This is a genomic window from Mesorhizobium sp. M7D.F.Ca.US.005.01.1.1 (genome assembly GCF_003952545.1).
Classification (GTDB): Bacteria; Pseudomonadota; Alphaproteobacteria; order Rhizobiales; family Rhizobiaceae; genus Mesorhizobium; species Mesorhizobium loti.
In genome coordinates this window covers 6717273-6737861 of record NZ_CP034453.1, presented here as the reverse complement: position 1 = coordinate 6737861, position 20589 = coordinate 6717273, and the positions used below count along the sequence as shown (strand labels likewise).

Genomic DNA, 20589 nt, shown 5'->3' with positions numbered 1-20589 from the left:
TCGTTTCGCATTTTCCTGGACTGGCTGGCCGTAAGGTCCAGCGACAAGAAAACAGTCGGCGGAATGCTGATTATTTATGACGCCGACAAGGGCGACAAGAGTGCAGACAAGGTTGCCGCCGCACTGCACTTGATACAAGTCATGGATCCTGTTCGGTACCGGCGGGTAGTCCGGGATCTCAAACAAATCTGGATCACAACTATTCCCGGCGCCGCAGGACAGTTCGTGAGATCGACATCGACTTGCGAGCTCGATGAACGATTCGTGACGGGCGAACACATATCGATCGAGGAGGTGGCTGGCGCCATCGTGCATGAGGCCACGCATGCGCGTCTCGATCAGTGCGGGATTGGCTATGAGGAAAGATTGCGCACCAGGGTAGAGGAGGTGTGTATGCGTCGGGAGTTGGCATTCGCAGCCAAATTACCAGAAGGCGCGGGTATCCGGCGGTGGGTTGAGGCTCGGCAGAACGGGCCCGTTGATTATTCCAATGCGGCGTTCAATACGCGAGAGATTGCCGGAATACGGGATGCCATGATCCATCTTGGCATGCCGATATGGTTTGCGGACACGATTGTTTTTATCGGGCGGTTGCGACGGCGCGGGAGCGCAAAGAGGCAGGAGGGCAAAAGCGCCTCCGAGCCGCCGAACTGACCGTCCCGTTCCATCGTGGCGGGTTGTATTCACTTCCAAAAATGACCGATGTGTTCGTTCGCGGTCTCCTCTCCTGACGGCTAACTCAGGCTCGCGATCAATTTCTCAAGCAGGCGCGAAATCGTCTCCTGTTCGGCATGGGTCAGGCCGGCGAGAACTTCATGCTCATTGGCCACGTGGGCAGCAACAGCCTCGTCGATCAAAGCGAGACCTTTTTCAGTCAGTCTCACGACAATGCCGCGCCGATCGTTGGGGTGCGGCCCGCGCAGGATCAATCCGGACGTTTCGAGCCGGTCGAGCCGGTTGGTCATGGCGCCCGACGTGACCATCGTCGCTTCATAGAGAGCGGTCGGCGTCAGCGCGTAGGGTGAGCCAGCGCGGCGCAGTGTCGCCAGCACGTCGAACTCTCCCGACTGCAATCCATAGCGGGCAAACAACGGCGCCAGGTGCTCGCGGGCGATCAGCGATGACGCCTCGTTCAGCCGCCCGAGCACGGCCATAGGCGAGACATCCAGATCGGGCCGCTCCCGCCTCCATTGCTCGATCGCTCTTGCCGCCCTGTCCAACTGTCTCACCGCTATATATCTTGACGTTAAGAATCTTTCCGTTATCTTACCTCAAGATGCAATGCCGGCCAAGGGCCGCGCGCGACAGGGTTCGATGATGAAATTTCTCTGGGATTCGGCGCTCGGCCTGCTGATCGTCACCGGCGGGCTGCTCGGCCTGACACTGCCGTTCGGCAAGCTCGCCACGGCTGCCGGCGTGCCGGCCATGGTCTGGGCCTTCATCATCTCGCTCGGCGCCGGTGGCGTCTTGCTGTGCGTGCTCTTGGCTCGCGGTCAACGCGTCCGGCTCACCGCGCACAAATTGCGCTACTTTTTCGTCACCGCGGCGGTGTCCTATGCCGTCCCCAATCTCCTGATGTTCTCGGCCATCCCACATCTGGGCGCCGGCTACACCGGCATCATGTTCACGCTGTCACCTGTCATCACGCTGGTGTTCTCGATCCTGCTGCGTGTCCGGCGCCCCAACATGCTGGGCATTGTCGGCATCGCGGTCGGCTTTGTCGGCGCCGTCATGGTGGCGGTGACGCGCGGCGAGGCCGGCCAGCCGGCCGATCTGTTCTGGGTGGTGATGGGGCTGCTCATTCCGGTCAGCCTTGCCGCCGGCAACATCTATCGCACGGTCGACTGGCCGGAAGGCACCGGCCCGATCGAGCTTGCCGTCGGCAGCCATTTGGCGTCGGCGGCGATGCTGCTTGTCGGCATTCTCGCCCTGTTCGGCATCAAGGCCTTCGCTCCACTCGGCGGCGTGCCGCTGGTGGTGGTCGCGCAGGTCGCATCGGCATCGGCGATGTTTGCCTTCTTCTTCCGACTGCAGGCGGTTGGTGGTCCGGTCTATCTCAGCCAGATCGGCTATGTGGCGGCGGCCGTCGGCTTGTTTGCCGGCACAATCTTCCTCGGTGAACACTATCAGCTGCTGACCTGGGCAGGCGCACTCATCATCACCGCCGGCGTGTTCATCACCACCGTGGCGCAAAGTCAGCCCAGCAGGAAGGCGCAAAGCCAGGCGGCGTGAGCGCCTTCGCGCCTCAGCCGGCGCCGGTTTCGTTCTCTTCGCCACCGGGTTCGCGGTCCGCAGCGCCGACTTCCTGTTCACGCCGGCCATCGATCTGTCACGCTCCAGGGACGAGATCGTTTCACGGAAACGCCAAACCGCTCTAGTTTTTTTGTTTTGTCGCAATTCCCAAGGGAAAGCGCTATGCGCTTTTCCCGGGAAAACCGTGTCACACTTTTCCTGGAATTGCTTTTGGAGCAAGCCATGACCGAAGCAAAGGGTCCAGAGGGAACTCCTGTCGATGGCGCGGACTTTCGGGCCGCGATGCGGCTGATCGTCGGCAATGTCAGCGTCATCACCGCTGGCACCGGAGGATCGCTCAGGCCTGGTGGTCATTTCGGTCGTCTCGCTGTCGGCCGAACCGCCCAAGGTGATTGCCTGTGTCAACCGGTCATCGTCGACCTGGCCGGTGATCGAACGTTACCGGCATTTCGGCGTCAACTCGCTTGGCCCCCAGCATCAAAGGGTGGCCGAGCGGTTCTCCGGTTTCGGCGGCATCAAGGGCAAGGACCGCTATGAGGGCGCCGAATGGATGACGCTCAAGACCGGAGCTTTGTTGCTTTCGGATGCGGTGGCCGCCTTCGACTGCAGCCTCGACGAGATGATCGATCGCGGCACGCATTCGATCGTCATTGGCTCGGTCGAGGCCGTGCGCACCCACGATGCCGGCCACACCCTGGAGCTAATTCCAAGAGAAGTACGGTTGATCAGACCGAGCCTTTTTCCGCCAGGACCATGTAGTTGACGTCCATGTCCTTCGACCGCGCCCAGCGGTCGGCAAGCGGGTTGTAGGTGACGCCGGTGCGGTCGATGATGGTCAGGCCGGCGCCGCCAAGCGCCTTTTCGAGCTCTTCCGGGCGCACCAGCTTGCCGAACTGGTGGGTGCCACGCGGCAGCCAGCGCAGCACATATTCGGCGCCGATGATGGCCAACCCGAGCGCCTTCAGCGTGCGGTTGATGGTGGCCACGAACATGATGCCGCCAGGCCGGACCATCTCGCCGCATTTGGCGACGAACAGGTCGATGTCGGCGACATGCTCGACCACTTCCATGTTGAGGATGACGTCGAATTTTTCGCCGGCGTCGGCAAGGTCCTCGGCTGTCGTGGCGCGATAATCGACGCTGACATTGCCCTCGGCCGCGTGCAGCTTCGCGACTTCGATGTTTGTTTCGGAAGCATCCGCTCCAACAACTTCGGCGCCAAGCCGCGCCATTGGCTCGCACAAAAGGCCGCCGCCGCAGCCGATGTCGAGGATGCGCAAGCCCTCGAAAGGCCTTGCAGCGCGTGGATCGCGGCCGAAGCGCGCCGCTATCTGGTCGCGGATATAGGACAGCCGGACCGGATTGAATTTGTGCAGGGGACGGAACTTGCCGTTCGGGTTCCACCATTCGGCGGCAAGGGCGGAAAAGCGTTCCACTTCTCCGGCATCGATCGTCGATCGTCGGGGCTCTGGCATCGGTTGGTCTCCTCGAGCGCTAGGAAGTCGGGCGTGGGGCCGCGAATGTCAAGGCAACAATTTTCGATGCTGCCAAGGGGCTGACAGAGTGGCCGACCTACTTCGTGTCCAGCACGGCGCGCAGTTTCGCCGCCAGTTGCTCGATGGTGAAGGGCTTGGCCAGGAAGTGCACGTCATGGTCAAGCACGCCGTTGTGGACCACGGCGTTCCTGGTGAAGCCGGTAGTGAAGATCACCTTCAGCTGCGGCATGCGCGCGATTGCTTCTTCCGCCAGTTTTCGGCCGTTCATCACCGGCATGACGATATCCGTGAACAGAAGCGCGATGCCCGGGGTTTCCGCCAGCTTCTGCAACGCTTCCTGGCCGCCTGCGGCATCGATGACGGCGTAGCCGAGTTCGCGCAAGGCATCGGTGGTGGAGGCACGCACGCGGGCATCGTCCTCGACGACGAGGATCGTTTCGGTGATGGGAGCGGAATTCTCGCCTCGTCCCGTCGGCACGGCTGCTTCTTCGGCGCCAAAAAAGCGCGGCAAGTAGATCTTGATCGTCGTGCCTTCGCCGGGTTCGGAATAGATCTTGACGTGGCCACCCGACTGTTTGACGAAGCCGAACACCTGGCTCAGCCCCAGGCCTGTGCCCTTGTTGACCGGCTTGGTGGTGAAAAAGGGCTCGAAGGCCTTGGCGATGATTTCGGGGGGCATGCCCGAACCGGTGTCGCTGACGGCGATCATCACATACTGGCCGGCCGCGACCTCGGCATGGGTGGCAGCATAGCTGTCGTCGAGATGGCTGTTGGCGGTCTCGATGGTCAGCTTGCCGTCACCGCCCATGGCGTCACGGGCGTTGACGGCCAGGTTGAGAATGGCGTTCTCGATCTGGCTCGGGTCGGCATGGATCTTCCACAAGCCCCCCGCTAACACGGTTTCGATGCGGATGGTTTCACCGAGCGCTCGCCGGATCAGGTCCGACATGCCGGTCAGCAGACGGTTGGCGTCGACGATTTGCGGCGCCAGTGGCTGCTGGCGCGAGAAGGCGAGCAGCCGGGCCGTCAGATTGGCGGCACGGTTCGCCGCGTCGATTGCCGCTTCGATGAATTTTGCGATGTCGTGCTCGCCACGCGCCAGCTTGCGCTGGGCAAGGTTCATGGCACTGATGATCACCGCCAGCATGTTGTTGAAGTCGTGGGCGATGCCGCCGGTGAGTTGACCGACCGCCTCCATTTTCTGCATCTGGCGGATCTGGGATTCGGCCTTTTCCCGCGTCTGGATCTCATTGCCGAGCGCGATGTTCTTGCGCACCAGCTCATCTTGGGCGACAGCCACCTCGTGGAAGCGGCGGCGCGATTCCCTGATCGTGTAGGCGCCAAGCAGGAATATCGCCAGCAGCGCCGCCAGCGAACCGATGCGCAGCCAGGCCTCGACGCGGTCGGTGTTCTCGTCGCGCGCAGCGACGGCGGCGGCGCCGATGCGTCGGATCGTATCCATGCTGGTCCGGATTTCGTCCATGACGGCCTTGCCCTGACCGCTGCGGACCAGATCCAGCGCCTTCGTCGCATTGCCCTGGTCGTACAGGGCAATCGTCTCGGCCAGTTCAGCCTGCTTTTGCGAAAGTGCGTCCTTGATATGGTTGATCTGCTGGACGACCTGGTCGTCCGGGGCAGTCATGCTGTCGATGCGTGCAAGTTGCCCCGGAATGGCGCCGACAGCCCGCCGATAGGGTTCGAGATAGGATTTCTCACCGGTCAGCAGATAGCCGCGCTGACCGCTCTCCGCGTCTTGCGCCAGCGAAAGCAGGCCGGAAAGCAATTCTTGATATTCGATTGCCTCGCGCGCGGCGGCGCGATTGGCTCTCTGGCCCTCGACCAGCATGGCACGGCTGCCGACGATCAGCGCCAACACCGCGAAGCCAATGACAAGCGGGAGTGATTGCCATCGCATGGCGCGTCGAAGACGAGCAATCATCTGTAATACCGGACCAAAAAGGAATTTCCCGCGGGCAGCATTTCGTAGGCGGTGGCGGGGTGGAACGCAATATGCCGTCTTCTTGAAGCCGGCAATCCGCCGCCAGCCTTGCGAAACCTTCATCATTTGGCTAAGGAGGCCGCGCATTCAGCGGCCGGCGTCAGCCGGCCTTCCGCTTTTCGGGATTCCTGCTTTTTGGGCTGGGGTCCGGCTTCAGTCAAAGGCATTTCGCTTCCATGGCGCGCATCGTGATGAAATTCGGCGGGACCTCCGTCGCCGACATCGCCCGCATCCGCAATGTGGCGCGTCACGTCAAACGCGAGGTCGACGCTGGCCATGAGGTGGCCGTGGTGGTTTCGGCGATGGCCGGCAAGACCAATGAACTGGTCGGCTGGACGCGCGAGGCCTCGCCGATGCACGACGCACGCGAATATGACGCGGTCGTCGCTTCCGGCGAACAGGTCACGGCCGGCCTCCTGGCGATCACCTTGCAGAACATGGGCGTGCATGCCCGTTCGTGGCAGGGCTGGCAGATCCCGATCAAGACCGACAATGCGCATGGTGCGGCGCGCATCCTCGACATTGACGGTGCCTTTCTGATCAAGCGCTTCGGCGAGGGCCAGGTCGCGGTGATCGCCGGTTTCCAGGGCATCGGCCCGGACAATCGCATCGCCACGCTTGGCCGCGGCGGCTCCGACACCAGTGCGGTGGCCATCGCCGCGGCGGTCAAGGCCGATCGTTGCGATATCTATACCGACGTCGACGGGGTCTACACCACCGATCCGCGCATAGAGCCCAAGGCGCGGCGGCTGGCCAAGATCTCGTTCGAGGAAATGCTTGAAATGGCCTCGCTCGGCGCCAAGGTTCTGCAGGTGCGTTCGGTCGAGCTTGCCATGGTGCATAGGGTGCGTACCTTCGTGCGGTCGTCCTTCGACGATCCCGATGCGCCCGGAATGGGGGATTTGCTCAATCCGCCCGGAACGCTCATTTGCGACGAGGAAGAGATCGTGGAACAGCAGGTCGTCACCGGAATTGCCTATGCCAAGGACGAAGCGCAGATTTCGCTGCGCCGCGTCGGCGACCGGCCGGGCGTCGCCGCCGGCATCTTCGGGCCGCTGGCCGAGGCCAACATCAATGTCGACATGATCGTCCAGAACATTTCCGAGGACGGCAAGTTCACCGACATGACTTTCACCGTGCCGTCGGGCGATGTCGACAAGGCGCTGGCCGTGCTTGAGCGCCTCAAGGCGTCGATCGGCTACGATGTCGTGCAGTCGGAAGCCGGCATGTCGAAGGTTTCGGTCATCGGCATCGGCATGAGGAGCCATGCCGGCGTCGCCGCCACCGCTTTCAAGGCGCTGGCCGACAAGTCGATCAACATCCGCGCCATCACAACCTCCGAGATCAAGATTTCGATCCTGATCGACGGTCCGTACACCGAACTTGCGGTTCGTACTTTGCATTCCGTCTACGGTCTGGATAAGCAGTAGCGAGAACGATTTGAGTTGTTGCGTGTGCGCCGGTCGCAGTGGAAACTGCGGCGGGCAGAATGCCCATTGGAGAAGAAGCCGCGATGCGTGATCAGGCCAGTGGCCCGCGCGTTTTGCTGAAACGGCTCCGCGAGCTCATGCAGGAGCCGCTGGAGCCGCAGGAGCGGCTTGACCGGATCGTGCGCGATATCGCCTCCAATATGGTCGCCGAAGTCTGCTCGCTCTATGTGCTGCGTGCCGATTCGGTGCTCGAACTCTACGCCACCGAAGGTCTGAACCCGAACGCCGTCCACCTTGCGCAGTTGCGACTGGGGCAAGGCCTGGTCGGCACGATCGCGGCCAGTGCGCGGCCGCTCAACCTTTCCAATGCGCAGGAACATCCGGCCTTTGCCTATCTGCCGGAGACCGGGGAAGAGATCTACAACTCCTTCCTCGGCGTGCCGGTGCTGCGGGCAGGGCGCACGCTGGGCGTGCTGGTGGTGCAGAACAAGACCATGCGCCATTACCGTGACGACGAGGTCGAGGCGCTGGAAACCACCGCAATGGTGATCGCCGAGATGATCGCCACCGGCGATCTGGCGCGGCTGACCAGGCCCGGCCTCGAGCTCGATCTGCGCCGTCCGGTCAGCTTCACCGGCCTTTCCTTCAATGACGGCGTCGGACTTGGCCATGTCGTGCTGCATGAGCCGCGCATCGTCGTCACCAATTTGTTCAACGAAGACAGCGAGGAAGAGGTCCGCCGGCTCGAAACCTCGCTCGGCTCGCTCAGGCTCTCCATCGACGACATGCTCGAACGCCGCGACGTCGCCTTCGAGGGCGAGCATCGCCAGGTGCTGGAAGCCTATCGCATGTTCGCCAACGACCGCGGCTGGGTGCGCCGGCTGGAAGAGGCGATCCGCAACGGCCTGACCGCCGAGGCTGCCGTGGAAAAGGTGCAGAGCGACATGCGCGCCCGCATGCTGCACATGACCGACCCCTATCTGCGCGAGCGGATGAGCGATTTCGACGACCTCGCCAACCGGCTGCTGCGCCAGCTGATGGGGCGCGGGCCGGAAGATGTCGCCGCATCGCTGCCGAAGGACGCCATCATCGTCGCCCGTTCGATGGGCGCCGCCGAACTGCTCGACTATCCTAGGGACAAGATGCGCGGGCTGGTGCTCGAGGATGGTGCTGCGACCAGCCACGTCGTTATCGTCGCGCGGGCCATGGGCATCCCTGTCGCCGGCCAGATGAAGGGCGCGGTTTCCATGGCGGAAAACGGCGACGCCATCATCGTCGACGGTGAAGAGGGCGTGATCCATTTGCGGCCGCAGCCCGATCTCGAAGCCGCCTATGCCGAAAAGGTGCGTTTCCGGGCTCGCCGGCAAGAAGTCTATCGCGAGCTGCGCAAGAAGCCGTCGACGACCAAGGACGGGGTCCAGGTCGATCTTTTGATGAATGCCGGCCTTGCCGTCGACCTGCCGCAGCTTGCCGAAGCGGGTGCGGCCGGCATCGGCCTGTTCCGCACCGAACTGCAGTTCATGGTCGCTTCGACATTTCCCCGTGCCGAGGCCCAGGAAAAGCTTTACCGCGACGTGCTCGAGGCAGCGCGCGGCAAGCCGGTCACCTTCCGCACCATCGATATTGGCGGCGACAAGGTGCTGCCCTATTTCAAGGGCGCGATCCAGGAAGAGAACCCGGCGCTCGGCTGGCGGGCGATCCGCCTGACGCTTGACCGACCGGGGCTGCTGCGCACCCAGATCCGCGCGCTGCTCAAGGCCAGTGGCGGGCGTGAACTCAAGCTGATGCTGCCGATGGTGACCGAGCTTGGCGAGATCGCCCAGGCGCGCGAGATCATCGACCGCGAGGTGCGGCATCTCTCGCGTTTTGCCCATCATTTGCCGACCAGCCTGAAGCTGGGGGCGATGCTTGAAGTGCCATCGCTCTTGTTCCAGCTCGATGAACTGATGAAGGCGGTCGACTTCGTCTCGGTCGGTTCGAACGATCTGTTCCAGTTCGTCATGGCCGTCGACCGCGGCAACACGCAACTCGCCAACCGCTTCGACACGCTGTCGGCGCCGTTCCTGCGCGTCCTGAAGCAGATCGCCGATGCCGGCGTCCGCAACCACACGCCGGTGACCCTGTGCGGCGAACTCGCCGGCAAGCCGATTTCGGCTATGGCGCTGATCGGTCTCGGCTTCCGCTCGATCTCGATGTCGCCGGCCTCGATCGGCCCGGTCAAGGCGATGCTGACGGAACTGCCGCTGGATGAGTTGGAGGCGTTCTTCGACGACAATCTGATGGCGCCGGCGCAAGGCTTGCCGATGCGGGCGCTGCTGCAGGCCTTTGCCGACGACCGTTCGATTCCATTGTAGTACCCTCATCATGGTCAACCTGCCCCGCGATCGTATGGATCAAGTCGTCAAGCGTTTCGAGATGCTCGAAGCGCAGATGTCGGCTGGCCCGGCGCCGGACGCCTATGTGCGGATGGCGTCCGAATATGCCGAAATCCAGGACATGGTGGCCAAGGTCAGGGCACTGCGCCTGGCCGAGCATGAGCAGGCCGACCTCCAAGCCATGCTTGCCGACAAGGGCACCGACGCCGAGATGCGGGCGCTCGCCGAGGCCGACCTGCCGGAGGTCGAGGAACGCATCGAGGCGCTGCAGAAGGACATCCAGATCCTGCTGTTGCCCAAGGATGCCGCCGACGACAAGAACGCCATTCTCGAAATCCGCGCCGGCACCGGCGGTGATGAGGCCGCCCTTTTTGCCGGTGACCTTTTTCGCATGTATGAACGCTACGCTGCCGAACGCGGCTGGCGTTTCGAGACGGCCTCAGCCAGCGATGGCGATGCCGGCGGCTACAAGGAAATCATCGCCACGGTGTCGGGCAAGGGTGTCTTTGCGCATCTGAAGTTCGAATCCGGCGTGCACCGCGTGCAGCGCGTGCCGGCGACCGAGGCGAGCGGGCGCATCCACACGTCGGCGGCAACCGTCGCGGTGCTGCCCGAAGCCGAAGAGGTCGACATCGACATCAGGGCCGAAGACATCCGCATCGATACGATGCGCGCCTCGGGCTCGGGCGGTCAGCACGTCAACACCACCGATTCGGCTGTCCGCATCACCCATTTGCCGACCGGCATCATGGTGGTGCAGGCGGAAAAGTCACAGCACCAGAACCGTGCCAAGGCGATGCAGATCCTGCGGGCCCGGCTCTATGACCTGGAACGCGGCAAGGCGGACGAAGAGCGCTCGGAATCGCGCAAGTCACAGGTCGGTTCCGGTGACCGCTCGGAACGCATCCGGACCTATAATTTTCCTCAAGGCCGCGTCACCGACCACCGCATCAACCTGACGCTCTACAAGCTCGACAGGGTGATGATGGGCGAACTCGACGAAATCATCAACGCGCTGATCGCCGATCATCAGTCGAAGCTGCTCGCCGATATCGGCATCGATGGCTGATCAACTGCCCGAGACGCTGGGGCAGTCGCTGCGGGAAGCGCAGGCTCGGCTTGCCGCCGCCGCTGTCGATGATCCGGCCCTCGATGCGAGGCTGATCGTCGAGCATTTCTCCGGCACGACACGCACGCAAGCCATCGCGGACCCCGAACGCAAGGTCGACGCTGGCATTGTTGCCGAAATCGATGCCGCCTTAAGACGCCGCGCCGGCGGCGAGCCGGTGCACCGCATCCTCGGCTATCGAGAATTCTACGGTTTGCGCCTGTCGCTGTCGCCGGAAACTCTGGAGCCGCGGCCCGATACCGAAACGCTGGTCGAAGCGATGCTGCCTTTCGTCAGGGCCGTGGCGGCCCGGGAAGGCGAATGCCGCATCCTCGATCTTGGCACCGGCACCGGCGCCATTGCACTGGCGCTGCTCAGCGCCGTGCCGACAGCGATCGCCACCGGCGTCGATCTGTCCGCGGGCGCGTTGGCGACGGCAGCCCGCAATGCCGGGCAACTGGGCCTTGCAGGCCGGTTCACGGTGCTTCAGTCGGACTGGTTCGAAAAAGTTTCCGGCCGGTACCATGTAATTGCCGCAAACCCTCCCTATATACCCTCGGAAGACATTGGAAATCTGCAGGACGAAGTCCGCAATTTCGACCCGCGCTTGGCCTTGGATGGCGGCGCGGACGGTCTGAACCCCTACAGGATCATCGCCGCGGAGGCGGCAAGGTTTTTGGAAACTGAAGGCAGGATTGCGGTCGAGATCGGCCACACGCAGCACAATGAGGTCTGCGAGATATTCGCTGCAGCCGGCTACGTCCCGGGCGGTGCTTTTCGTGACCTCGGCGGAAACGACAGGGTTATTGTCTTTGAAAGGATAAAGCCTTGACGCAGTGCAAAAAAGCGCTTGGCAATACCGGGGAATACGGCTAGGGTCGCCTTAACCGGATGAGACGAAGCAGGCAGTGCTCTTAGCGATTCGGTTTTCCTTGGAAATAGCTGCCTTCTTGCGCAAACGATGCCCAAGCTTCGTGCGGGAATCGTCCGGCAAGTGATGTAACCGGAACAGGATGGCACGTGGCGCCAACGCAATCGATGCGGGCGAACGCCGGTGAAGAGACGAAACGGCTGGCTGCATGAGCGCCTCCGTTCGTGAAGAGTTTTTCGAAAATTTCAAAATGAAGAGAGTTTGATGAGGCCACAACAGCAGAACAGGCGCATGCGCGGTCGCAACAACAATGGCGGCGGCGGTGGTAACAATAACAATAATAACAACAACAACCGCAAGGGACCAAACCCCCTGACGCGCAACTACGAGAGCAATGGCCCGGACGTGAAGATCCGCGGTTCGGCTCAGCAGATCGCCGAAAAATACGCCACCCTTGCCCGTGATGCGCACAGCTCCGGCGATCGGGTCATGGCGGAGAACTATCTCCAGCATGCCGAACATTACAATCGCATCATCGCAGCCGCGCAGGCGCAGATGCCGATCCAGAACGCGCAGCAGAATCGCGATGATTTCGACGATGACGGCGACGAGGATCGCGACGATTTCGACAATGGCGGCAACAACAGCAACACTGTTTCCGATGCTCAGGTTCCGGTGGTCAACCATGGCGCCGGGCCGCAGCCGGTCATCGAAGGCATGCCGGCCGAGGTCGCGCTGAACCGGGAAGGTGGCCGCGACAATCGCGACAATGCCGGGCGTGACAATGGCGGGCGCAACAATGGTGGCCGCGACAACAATGGCGCACGCCATCGCGATCGTCGCCCCAATGGCGGTTACGGCCAGAACGGCCAGCGCGACTTCGGTTCGTCCGCCGAGCAAGGTGGTCAGCCCCAGAGCAACGAGACCCCGATCCAGGGCGAAGCCGCTTCGCCGACCGAGTCCGTTGCCGCGGCTGAGCCGGCTCCGTTGTTCGAGAACCTGTCGCCGGCGGATCTTGCCGCCCAGGCCGAGCTCAACGAGGCGGCCGCCGAAAGCGGTGCTGCCCGTCGCCCGAGGCGTCCGCGCCGTCCGCGCGTCAACGCCGATCAGATTGACGGCGGCGACAATGCCAATTCCGGGGCCGACGCCAGTGAGGCTGCTGCGGCCCCGGTCGACAGCGGCAATGCTGAACCGGTCATTGTCGATATCGACAACTGATAGAACGACACTTCAAGACGTTGAGCGGCGGGGAGAAATCTCCGCCGTTTTTGTTTTTGCGCGGCGATGGAATATTATGCGTTGACCGACATCAAGGCGTCTTGAGACAGCATGGCCTATGCACCATATCTCGGCTGAACAGGATCCGGCTCGAATGGGCGGGTCCGTCACCGCAATCTGATCCGGTGCCGCAAAGCGGGCCGGTGATGGAAGGAGACAGATATGAACCTTGAGAAATACTCCGAGCGTGTGCGCGGCTTCATCCAGTCCGCGCAGACCATGGCGCTCTCCCGCAACCACCAGCAGTTCACCCCCGAACACATCCTGAAAGTGCTCGTCGACGACGACGAGGGCCTGGCCGCGTCGCTGATCGAACGCGCCGGCGGCAACGTCCGCGACGTCAAGCTTGGCGTCGAGACGGCGCTCGAAGCGATGCCCAAGGTCGAGGGCGGCAATGGCCAGCTCTATTTGGCGCAGCCGCTGGCAAAAGTGTTTTCGACCGCCGAGGAATTGGCCAAGAAAGCCGGCGACAGCTTTGTCACCGTCGAGCGGCTCTTGCAGGCGCTCGCCATGGAAAAGTCGGCCAAGACCGCTGACATACTGGCCAAGGCCGGCGTCACCGCGCAGGCGCTCAACCAGGTCATCAACGACGTCCGCAAGGGCCGCACCGCCGATTCGGCGAGTGCCGAACAGGGCTACGATGCGCTGAAGAAATACGCGCGCGACCTGACCGCCGATGCTCGTGCCGGCAAGCTCGATCCGGTCATCGGTCGTGACGACGAGATCCGCCGCACCATCCAGGTGCTGTCGCGCCGCACCAAGAACAATCCGGTGCTGATCGGCGAGCCGGGCGTCGGCAAGACGGCGATCGCTGAAGGCTTGGCGCTGCGCATCGTCAATGGCGACGTGCCGGAATCGCTGAAGGACAAGCAATTGATGGCGCTCGACATGGGCGCGCTGATTGCCGGCGCCAAATATCGCGGCGAGTTCGAGGAGCGGCTGAAGGCCGTTCTCTCCGAAGTCACTTCGGCCAACGGCAATATCATCCTGTTCATCGACGAGATGCACACGCTGGTCGGCGCCGGCAAGGCGGATGGCGCCATGGATGCGTCGAACCTCCTGAAGCCGGCCTTGGCGCGCGGCGAGCTGCACTGCGTCGGCGCCACCACGCTCGATGAGTACCGCAAGCATGTCGAGAAGGATGCAGCCCTTGCCCGCCGCTTCCAGCCGGTGTTCGTCGACGAGCCGACGGTGGAAGACACCGTTTCGATCCTGCGCGGCCTGAAGGAGAAGTACGAGCAGCACCACAAGGTGCGCATTTCGGATTCGGCGCTGGTGGCGGCGGCGACGCTGTCCAACCGTTACATCGCCGACCGCTTCCTGCCCGACAAGGCAATCGACCTGGTCGACGAAGCCGCATCGCGGTTGCGCATGCAGGTTGATTCCAAGCCCGAGGCGCTGGACGAGATCGATCGCCGCATCATGCAGCTCAAGATCGAGCGCGAGGCGCTGAAGGTCGAGACGGACGAGGCCTCGAAGGACCGGCTCGCCCGCCTGGAAAAGGAGCTCGTCGGCCTCGAGGAGGAATCGACCGAGATCACCGCCAAGTGGCAGGCCGAGAAGCAGAAGCTCGGGCTGGCCGCCGACCTCAAGAAGCAGCTCGATGAGGCGCGCAACGACCTCGCCATTGCCCAGCGCAAGGGTGAATTCCAGCGCGCCGGCGAGCTTGCCTATGGCAAGATACCGGAACTGGAAAAGAAGCTGAAGGAGGCCGAGGCCCAGGACGGCAAGGTCGGCATGGTCGAAGAGGTGGTCACACCCGACCACGTCGCCCATATCGTTTCGCGCTGGACCGGCATTCCGGTCGACAAGATGCTGCAGGGCGAGCGCGACAAGCTGCTGCGCATGGAAGACGAGATTGGCAAGCGCGTCGTCGGCCAGGGCGAGGCGGTGCAAGCCGTTTCCAAAGCGGTGCGGCGCGCCCGCGCGGGCCTGCAGGATCCGAATCGGCCGATCGGCTCGTTCATGTTCCTCGGGCCGACTGGTGTCGGCAAGACCGAACTGACCAAGGCACTCGCGAGCTTCCTGTTCGACGACGAGAGCGCGATGGTGCGCATCGACATGTCGGAGTTCATGGAGAAGCACTCGGTGGCCCGGCTGATCGGCGCGCCTCCCGGCTATGTCGGCTATGAGGAAGGCGGCGCGCTGACCGAAGCGGTGCGGCGGCGGCCCTATCAGGTCGTGCTGTTCGACGAGATCGAGAAGGCGCATCCGGATGTCTTCAACGTGCTGTTGCAGGTGCTCGATGACGGCCGTCTGACCGACGGGCAGGGCCGCACGGTCGATTTCCGCAACACGCTGATCATCATGACCTCGAACCTCGGCGCCGAATATCTCGTCAATCTCGGCGAGGACCAGGATGTCGATGAGGTTCGCGACGAGGTGATGAATGTCGTCAAGGCGTCGTTCCGGCCGGAGTTCCTCAACCGCGTCGACGAGGTGATCCTGTTCCACCGGCTGCGCCGGCAGGATATGGGCCGCATCGTCGAGATCCAGCTCAAGCGGTTGGAGAGCCTGCTTGTCGACCGCAAGATCACGCTGTCGCTGGACCAAGAGGCGATCGACTGGCTGGCGGCCAAGGGCTATGAGCCGGCCTATGGCGCGCGGCCGCTGAAGCGGGTGATGCAGAAGGAATTGCAGGACCCGCTGGCGGAGAAGATCCTGCTCGGCGATATCCTCGACGGCTCGACCGTCAAGGTCACAGCCGGTTCCGACCGGCTGAACTTCCGCTCGAAGCCGACGATCGTCGCGGCGGAAGCGGCAGCCTGATCCAAACGCCGCGCGTCCATCCTGGACGCGCGGCGTTTTTTCGTATGAAGAGCGGGCGCGGATGACACTGGACGACTACAACAGCTTCTGCGCCTCGCTGCCCTCGACGAGCCATGTCGTCCAGTGGGGCGGCGCCCATGTCTGGAAGGTCGGAGCCAAGGTCTTCGCGATCGGCGGCTGGGACCAGGGCCAGCAGCTCTTCGTCACCTTCAAATGCTCCGATATCGCCTATGATGTGCTCAAAGAGCAGCCGGGCCTGCGGCCCGCGCCCTATCTTGCCTCGCGCGGCATGACGTGGATCCAGCGTCGGACAAGCCAGAGCATGGATGATGCTGCGCTGAAGGACTATCTGCGCGAGAGCCATCGCCTTGTCGCCCTGAAGCTGACCAGGCAGGCGCGCAAGGAATTGGGACTCGCCGCAAGCTAGCTAATATTCCTCGAGGCGCCGGAAAACCGCCATCTTCATGCCCGGTTCATGTTGGAACCATATGGTGGGTAACTGGTTTGCTGGCGAAGGGGTTCGCCTTGCAGGGACACTGCCGGGCGGCGGCAATTACGGACCGGAGAGTTTGGCTACCATGTTCCGCACGATCTTGACCCTTTCGGCGCTCGCAGCCGGGATGTCCTTTTCAGGCGCGCTCGCCGCCCCGACGCAGGACAGCGCACCGCCGATTGTCCGAGCCGCCAATGATGGCGGCATCCTGCTCGCCCAGGACGGCAATGTGGACATTTATTACGACGCCAGGGGCAACCGCGTTATCGTCGACGCCGATACCGGCAAGGTCATCGCCATCCAACCGCCGCAGACCCGGCTCGACCGTCGCGCGTTGCGTCGAGAGACACGTCTGCGCGAGTTGGGCCGCGCCCCCGACGGCAACGACCGCTACTATCTCGACGATCCGGAAGACATGGCGCGGTTCCGTCGCAAGCAGTTGGAAGAGGAAGGCCGGGTTATCCCGCCGCCGGCGGACGAATACGATCCCTATGGGGACAATTCCGTGGAAGCCAATCCGCCGGCACCGCAGGACGATGGCAGCTACGACAACAATTATCCCGACGCGCCGCAGCCGGCAAAGCCGGGTACCATCAAGCGCCAGCCGCTGAACGAGGCCTCGATAGACCCGGCCCAGCCGGCATCTCCCACCGAAGAGGCGCTGCCCGCCGATCAGGCGGCTCTGCCGCCGAAGGCTGGCGGCAAGACCACTGTTGCCCCGGCGCTTTCGCTGGGAGCGCGCCAGGATGTCGCCGCACTTCAGGTGCTGCTCGACCGCGGCGGCGCTTCGCCTGGCGTCATCGATGGGCGTTTCGGTTCGAATGTCGACAAGGCACTCGCCGCCTACAACCAGATCACCGGCAGCAATCTGCGATCGACCGACGCGGTCGGCATCCAGGCGGCACTGGCGCAATCCGGCGGCGATGCCTTCGCCAACTACACCATCACACCGGAGGATGCGGCCGGTCCCTATGTCGCCTCGATCCCTGAAGATTACAGCCAGAAGGCGCAGCTCGACCGCATGGGCTACACGTCGGTGACCGAGGCGCTGGCCGAGCGCTTCCACATGGACGAGAATTATCTCAAGGCGCTCAACCCGGACGTCAACTTCAATCGCCCCGGCACGATCATCAAGGTCGCCAATTTCGGCAGGCTGGTCTCGACGCCGGTTGCCCGCATCGTTGCCGACAAGGACAAGAAAGAGGTTTTCGCCTATGATGCCGGCGGCAAGCTGGTGGCAGCCTATCCCGCCACCATCGGCTCGTCGGATACGCCGTCGCCGTCCGGCACGCATACGGTGTCGCGCGTCGCGCTCGATCCGAACTACACCTACAACCCCAGCATCAATTTCAAGCAGGGCCAGAACGACAAGGTCCTGACCATTCCGCCTGGCCCGAACGGCCCGGTCGGCTCGGTCTGGATTGCTCTGGACAAGCCGACCTACGGCATCCACGGCACGCCGGATCCATCGAAGATCGGCAAGACCGAAAGCCATGGCTGTGTGCGCCTGACCAATTGGGATGCGCGGGAACTGGCCAAACTCGTTTCGCCCGGTGTCACGGTGGAGTTTGTCGGCGGACCTTCAGCCGATGACCTTGCGCAGCAGTGAACTCCGAAGTGCGGCGGCATAGACCAACTGCACGATCAGAATGAAGCCGATGCCGAGCAGTGGACTGATGAGTGAGAGTGCGGCGCCGAGCGCCCACAGGATCTGCGCCTTGACGATGCGCAGATAGACCGTGCGTTTGGTCTCCGCGTCGACATCCTCTGCCACGAAGCCGTTTTTCTCCGCATAGCGCCAACTGGCGAACAACGTGACGCCGAGCATCAGCAGATTGAGCCAGTAGACCAGCACCGCGGTTCTGAACTCGAGGAAGTCGGCCAGCAGGTCGGTCGAGAACGGCAGCAGGGCGATGAAGGCGAGAAAGCAGAGGTTCAACGTGGCAAGCCGTCTGTCGGACTTGGCGATCAGACCATGCTGCGCCTGCTGGCCAAACCAGAAGATGGTCAGCGTCAGGAAGCTCAAGGCATAAGTCAGGAAACGCGGCGCCAAGGCAGCGATCGCGGCAAGCAACTCGCGTTCGGAATGGATCGCCTCGTGCGCCGGCACCCTGATTTCGAGAACGATCAGGGTGAGCGCGATGGCGAACACGCCGTCGGTGATGCCGACGATACGGCCGCGTCCCTCCGCCGATGCTTCAAGTGGCCGCTTCATCGATGTCTCCCCGCCTGCACCTTTTCCAGAAAACCTAGCATGGCTGCCGCCGTTTGCATCCAGATAGGGAGCGACCCTGGCCGACGGGCTGGTTTCAGTGACTGCAAGCCACTGGCTGGTTGTTGCCGGTGCACTGGAGGTCTAAGCAAGGTTCCATGCATTCACCCAGCGAAGCCGCCGCCGTCCCGCTGACCAGCCCGGTCACGAATGGAACGTTCTGTCCGCAATCGCAGCGGCGATTCGTGCTGATCGCGGCAATCCTGGCCTCGGCGCTCGGCTTCATCGACGGTTCGATCCTGGCCATCGCCACGCCGGCGATCCGCGTCAACCTCAGCGCCAGCCTGGCCGAGGCCCAGTGGATTTCCAATGCCTATGCATTGACGCTCTCGGCGCTGATCCTCGCTGGCGGCGCTGCTGGCGATCGATTCGGCCTCCGCCGCGCCTTCGTGGCGGGCATTGCGTTGTTCATTGTCGCGTCGCTTGCCTGTGCGTTGGCGCCAAATGCGGTGGTGCTGATCGCATTTCGTGCCGTCCAGGGCATTGGTGCGGCGATCATGGTGCCGGGCAGCCTCGCCATCATCGCCAAGGCCTACCCGAAAAAGGAACGCGGCCGCGCCATCGGCATCTGGGCTGCGGCTTCGGCGCTGACCACGGCACTTGGCCCGGTGCTTGGCGGCTTCGTGCTGTCGGCCTTCGGCGACGGCATCTGGCGAGCGATCTTCGCCATCAACCTGCCGCTCGGCCTGATCTCGATCTATCTGCTGCTGGCCAAGGTTCCAGCCGACGCGCCGACGGAGAAACGCAGCCTGGATCTCGGCGGCGCCGCGCTCGCAACATTGGCCTTCGGCGCGCTCGCCTACGGGCTGACCTCGATGAGCGCCAGCGGCGAGGGCCACATGGCCGGGCCGAGCATTGCCGCCGGTGTCGTATTGCTGGCGGTCTTCATTGTCTTCGAGCTCCGGCAGCGCGAGCCGATGATCGACCTCAGCCTGTTTCGCGTCGGCGCTTTCGCCGGCGCCAATGTCGCGACGTTCTTCCTCTATTTCGCGCTGTCGGCCAATCTCTTCTATCTGCCGATGCTGCTGATCGCCGGCTGGGGACTGAGCACGGCCGAAGTCGGCTTCATCTTCCTGCCGCTGTCGGCGTCGATCGCACTTTTGTCAGGACCGGTCGGCCAACTGTCGGACCGGATCGGCCCGCGTTTTCCGATCGCCTGCGGCAGCCTCGTCGTGGCTTTCGCCTTTGCCGGACTTGCCTTGCTCACCCATGCCGGCATCCACAATTTCTGGACGGGAACATTCCCGCTGATGGCGCTGATGGGGCTCGGCATGGCGCTGGTCGTGTCGCCATTGTCGACCGCGATCATGACGGCGGTGGAAGACAAGGATACGGGTGCGGCTTCCGGCATCAACAATGCCGTCTCGCGCATCGGCGGTCTGATCGCGGTGGCGGCAATGGGTTCGCTCGCCGCCTGGGTCTACGCGAATGCGCTGGATGGGAATGCAACGCCCGGCGTGCCAGGCTTTGGCGAACCGGCGACAGCAGGACTTGCGCCCGCCGTCGATGCAGCAAGGCTCGCCGCCAGCGACACTGCGTTTTCCGTGGTCTCTTCGGTGACCGCGCTGCTTTGCCTGCTTGCGGCTGTCATCGCCTGGACGACCATTTCCGGTGAGCGGCTGCCATGGCCGCGGCGCGTCGAGAATCCGCAAGGCTGAGAAACCAGAAAGGCTAAAAAGCCGACGGATCAACCGTCGATCTTGGCGCTCGCTACTTTCAGCGAATCGCTGTCTTCCTGCTTCAGCAGGTCGTCGATGCGCTCGCGTTCACGCTTGAAGGCGACGAGGTCATCGCCCTTCAGCACCTTGCCGACCGGCAGCCGGACACGCATCGAATCGACCTTGGTGCCGTTGACGATCAGCTCGTAGTGGAGATGCGGACCGGTGGAGAGGCCGGTCTGGCCGAGATAGCCAATAACCTGGCCCTGGCGCACGCGCACCCCGGGTTCGATGCCTTTGGCAAAGGCGCTCTGGTGATTGTAGGACGTCTCATAGCCATTGGCATGGCGCAGGATGATCTGCTTGCCGTAGCCGCCGGCCCAGCCCGCCTTCTCGACGACGCCGTTGCCGGCTGCGATGATCGGCGAGCCGATAGGAGCGGCCCAATCTGTGCCGGTGTGCATGCGGACATAGCCGAGGATCGGATGTTTGCGGGCACCAAAGCCAGAGGTAAATCTGCCGTTGGGCAGCGGGTTGCGCAGCAGGAACTGCTCAGCGCTTGAGCCGTCCTGGTCGAAATAGTCGGT

At 63.1% G+C, this 20589-nt stretch carries 16 protein-coding genes and 1 pseudogene (1 of these 17 cut by a window edge); 12 read left to right on the top strand and 5 right to left on the bottom strand.

Translation table 11 applies throughout. The features are described 5' to 3' along the window. Positions 1 to 63: 63 nt before the first annotated feature. On the top strand, positions 64 to 654 hold the full coding sequence (locus EJ076_RS32700) for a hypothetical protein (protein WP_126070641.1): 591 nt from the start codon (positions 64 to 66) through the stop codon (positions 652 to 654). An 80-nt stretch (positions 655 to 734) separates the two neighbouring features. Here the strand turns inward: EJ076_RS32700 and EJ076_RS32695 are convergent, their stop codons facing one another. Beyond that, positions 735 to 1220 (bottom strand): MarR family transcriptional regulator, encoded by a 486-nt coding sequence (locus EJ076_RS32695; RefSeq protein WP_126071197.1) that lies wholly within the window; start codon positions 1218 to 1220, stop codon positions 735 to 737. A 97-nt stretch (positions 1221 to 1317) separates the two neighbouring features. Here EJ076_RS32695 and EJ076_RS32690 point away from each other — a divergent pair, with 97 nt between their 5' ends. Together EJ076_RS32690 and EJ076_RS32685 are read left to right on the top strand one after the other, a co-directional pair. Beyond that, positions 1318 to 2232, top strand: a complete 915-nt coding sequence (locus tag EJ076_RS32690) for a DMT family transporter (RefSeq protein WP_126070640.1) — start codon at positions 1318 to 1320, stop codon at positions 2230 to 2232. Between the two features lie 243 nt (positions 2233 to 2475). Then, positions 2476 to 3016 (top strand): annotated as a pseudogene (locus EJ076_RS32685) (flavin reductase family protein). On the opposite strand, the gene ubiG reads toward EJ076_RS32685, so the two are convergent. After that, on the bottom strand, positions 2979 to 3728 hold the full coding sequence (ubiG, locus tag EJ076_RS32680; RefSeq protein ID WP_109658617.1) for a bifunctional 2-polyprenyl-6-hydroxyphenol methylase/3-demethylubiquinol 3-O-methyltransferase UbiG: 750 nt from the start codon (positions 3726 to 3728) through the stop codon (positions 2979 to 2981). The pseudogene EJ076_RS32685 and the gene ubiG overlap by 38 nt on opposite strands. A gap of 97 nt (positions 3729 to 3825) precedes the next feature. Continuing rightward, on the bottom strand, positions 3826 to 5664 hold the full coding sequence (locus EJ076_RS32675) for a CHASE3 domain-containing protein (protein WP_126070639.1): 1839 nt from the start codon (positions 5662 to 5664) through the stop codon (positions 3826 to 3828). 260 nt (positions 5665 to 5924) lie between these two features. Between EJ076_RS32675 and EJ076_RS32670 the strand changes: the two genes are divergently transcribed. From EJ076_RS32670 to EJ076_RS32635, 8 genes are all read left to right on the top strand, one after another. Next, positions 5925 to 7178 carry an aspartate kinase gene (locus EJ076_RS32670; RefSeq protein WP_013529459.1) on the top strand — a complete coding sequence of 418 codons (1254 nt, stop codon included), beginning with the start codon at positions 5925 to 5927 and terminating at the stop codon, positions 7176 to 7178. 83 nt (positions 7179 to 7261) lie between these two features. Next, the gene (gene ptsP, locus EJ076_RS32665; protein ID WP_126070638.1) at positions 7262 to 9532 is read left to right on the top strand and encodes a phosphoenolpyruvate--protein phosphotransferase; all 2271 of its coding nucleotides are present in this window, start codon (positions 7262 to 7264) and stop codon (positions 9530 to 9532) included. A 10-nt stretch (positions 9533 to 9542) separates the two neighbouring features. Further along, positions 9543 to 10622, top strand: a complete 1080-nt coding sequence (prfA, locus tag EJ076_RS32660) for a peptide chain release factor 1 (protein WP_126070637.1) — start codon at positions 9543 to 9545, stop codon at positions 10620 to 10622. Next, positions 10615 to 11493 carry a peptide chain release factor N(5)-glutamine methyltransferase gene (gene prmC / locus EJ076_RS32655; RefSeq protein WP_126070636.1) on the top strand — a complete coding sequence of 293 codons (879 nt, stop codon included), beginning with the start codon at positions 10615 to 10617 and terminating at the stop codon, positions 11491 to 11493. The genes prfA and prmC overlap by 8 nt, the downstream gene beginning before the upstream one ends. 303 nt (positions 11494 to 11796) lie before the next feature. Continuing rightward, positions 11797 to 12750, top strand: coding sequence for a DUF4167 domain-containing protein (locus EJ076_RS32650; RefSeq protein ID WP_126070635.1), 954 nt, complete (start codon positions 11797 to 11799; stop codon positions 12748 to 12750). Positions 12751 to 12972: 222 nt separating this feature from the next. Further along, the gene (gene clpB / locus EJ076_RS32645) at positions 12973 to 15579 is read left to right on the top strand and encodes an ATP-dependent chaperone ClpB (RefSeq protein ID WP_126070634.1); all 2607 of its coding nucleotides are present in this window, start codon (positions 12973 to 12975) and stop codon (positions 15577 to 15579) included. Positions 15580 to 15640: 61 nt separating this feature from the next. After that, entirely contained in the window at positions 15641 to 16006 is a 366-nt protein-coding gene (locus tag EJ076_RS32640) for an MmcQ/YjbR family DNA-binding protein (protein WP_056583439.1), read from the top strand. Between the two features lie 151 nt (positions 16007 to 16157). Beyond that, positions 16158 to 17681: a L,D-transpeptidase family protein gene (locus tag EJ076_RS32635; RefSeq protein ID WP_126070633.1), complete on the top strand. Its 1524-nt coding sequence runs from the start codon at positions 16158 to 16160 to the stop codon at positions 17679 to 17681. On the opposite strand, the gene EJ076_RS32630 is transcribed toward EJ076_RS32635, so the two are convergent. Continuing rightward, positions 17655 to 18287, bottom strand: coding sequence for a TMEM175 family protein (locus EJ076_RS32630; RefSeq protein WP_109658627.1), 633 nt, complete (start codon positions 18285 to 18287; stop codon positions 17655 to 17657). The two genes, EJ076_RS32635 and EJ076_RS32630, sit on opposite strands and share 27 nt — an antisense overlap. A gap of 155 nt (positions 18288 to 18442) precedes the next feature. On the opposite strand from EJ076_RS32630, the gene EJ076_RS32625 reads away from it, so the two are divergent. After that, positions 18443 to 20002 (top strand): MFS transporter, encoded by a 1560-nt coding sequence (locus EJ076_RS32625; protein ID WP_126070632.1) that lies wholly within the window; start codon positions 18443 to 18445, stop codon positions 20000 to 20002. Positions 20003 to 20031: 29 nt separating this feature from the next. Here the strand turns inward: EJ076_RS32625 and EJ076_RS32620 are convergent, their stop codons facing one another. Next, positions 20032 to 20589: the 3' portion of a M23 family metallopeptidase gene (locus EJ076_RS32620; RefSeq protein ID WP_164548791.1), read on the bottom strand. Its footprint extends 1410 nt past the window's final position; only the last 558 of its 1968 coding nucleotides appear in the window; its start codon lies beyond the right edge, outside the window; it ends in the stop codon at positions 20032 to 20034.

Excerpts from the sequence above, each read along its gene's own strand:
- EJ076_RS32700 (WP_126070641.1), top strand. The coding sequence starts at position 64 with ATGCTGATTATTTATGACGCCGACAAGGGCGACAAGAGTGCAGACAAG.
- EJ076_RS32690 (WP_126070640.1), top strand. The coding sequence starts at position 1,318 with ATGAAATTTCTCTGGGATTCGGCGCTCGGCCTGCTGATCGTCACCGGC.
- ubiG (WP_109658617.1), bottom strand. The coding sequence starts at position 3,728 with ATGCCAGAGCCCCGACGATCGACGATCGATGCCGGAGAAGTGGAACGC.
- EJ076_RS32675 (WP_126070639.1), bottom strand. The coding sequence starts at position 5,664 with ATGCGATGGCAATCACTCCCGCTTGTCATTGGCTTCGCGGTGTTGGCG.
- EJ076_RS32670 (WP_013529459.1), top strand. The coding sequence starts at position 5,925 with ATGGCGCGCATCGTGATGAAATTCGGCGGGACCTCCGTCGCCGACATC.
- ptsP (WP_126070638.1), top strand. The coding sequence starts at position 7,262 with ATGCGTGATCAGGCCAGTGGCCCGCGCGTTTTGCTGAAACGGCTCCGC.
- prfA (WP_126070637.1), top strand. The coding sequence starts at position 9,543 with ATGGTCAACCTGCCCCGCGATCGTATGGATCAAGTCGTCAAGCGTTTC.
- prmC (WP_126070636.1), top strand. The coding sequence starts at position 10,615 with ATGGCTGATCAACTGCCCGAGACGCTGGGGCAGTCGCTGCGGGAAGCG.
- EJ076_RS32650 (WP_126070635.1), top strand. The coding sequence starts at position 11,797 with ATGAGGCCACAACAGCAGAACAGGCGCATGCGCGGTCGCAACAACAAT.
- clpB (WP_126070634.1), top strand. The coding sequence starts at position 12,973 with ATGAACCTTGAGAAATACTCCGAGCGTGTGCGCGGCTTCATCCAGTCC.
- EJ076_RS32640 (WP_056583439.1), top strand. The coding sequence starts at position 15,641 with ATGACACTGGACGACTACAACAGCTTCTGCGCCTCGCTGCCCTCGACG.
- EJ076_RS32635 (WP_126070633.1), top strand. The coding sequence starts at position 16,158 with ATGTTCCGCACGATCTTGACCCTTTCGGCGCTCGCAGCCGGGATGTCC.
- EJ076_RS32630 (WP_109658627.1), bottom strand. The coding sequence starts at position 18,287 with ATGAAGCGGCCACTTGAAGCATCGGCGGAGGGACGCGGCCGTATCGTC.
- EJ076_RS32625 (WP_126070632.1), top strand. The coding sequence starts at position 18,443 with ATGCATTCACCCAGCGAAGCCGCCGCCGTCCCGCTGACCAGCCCGGTC.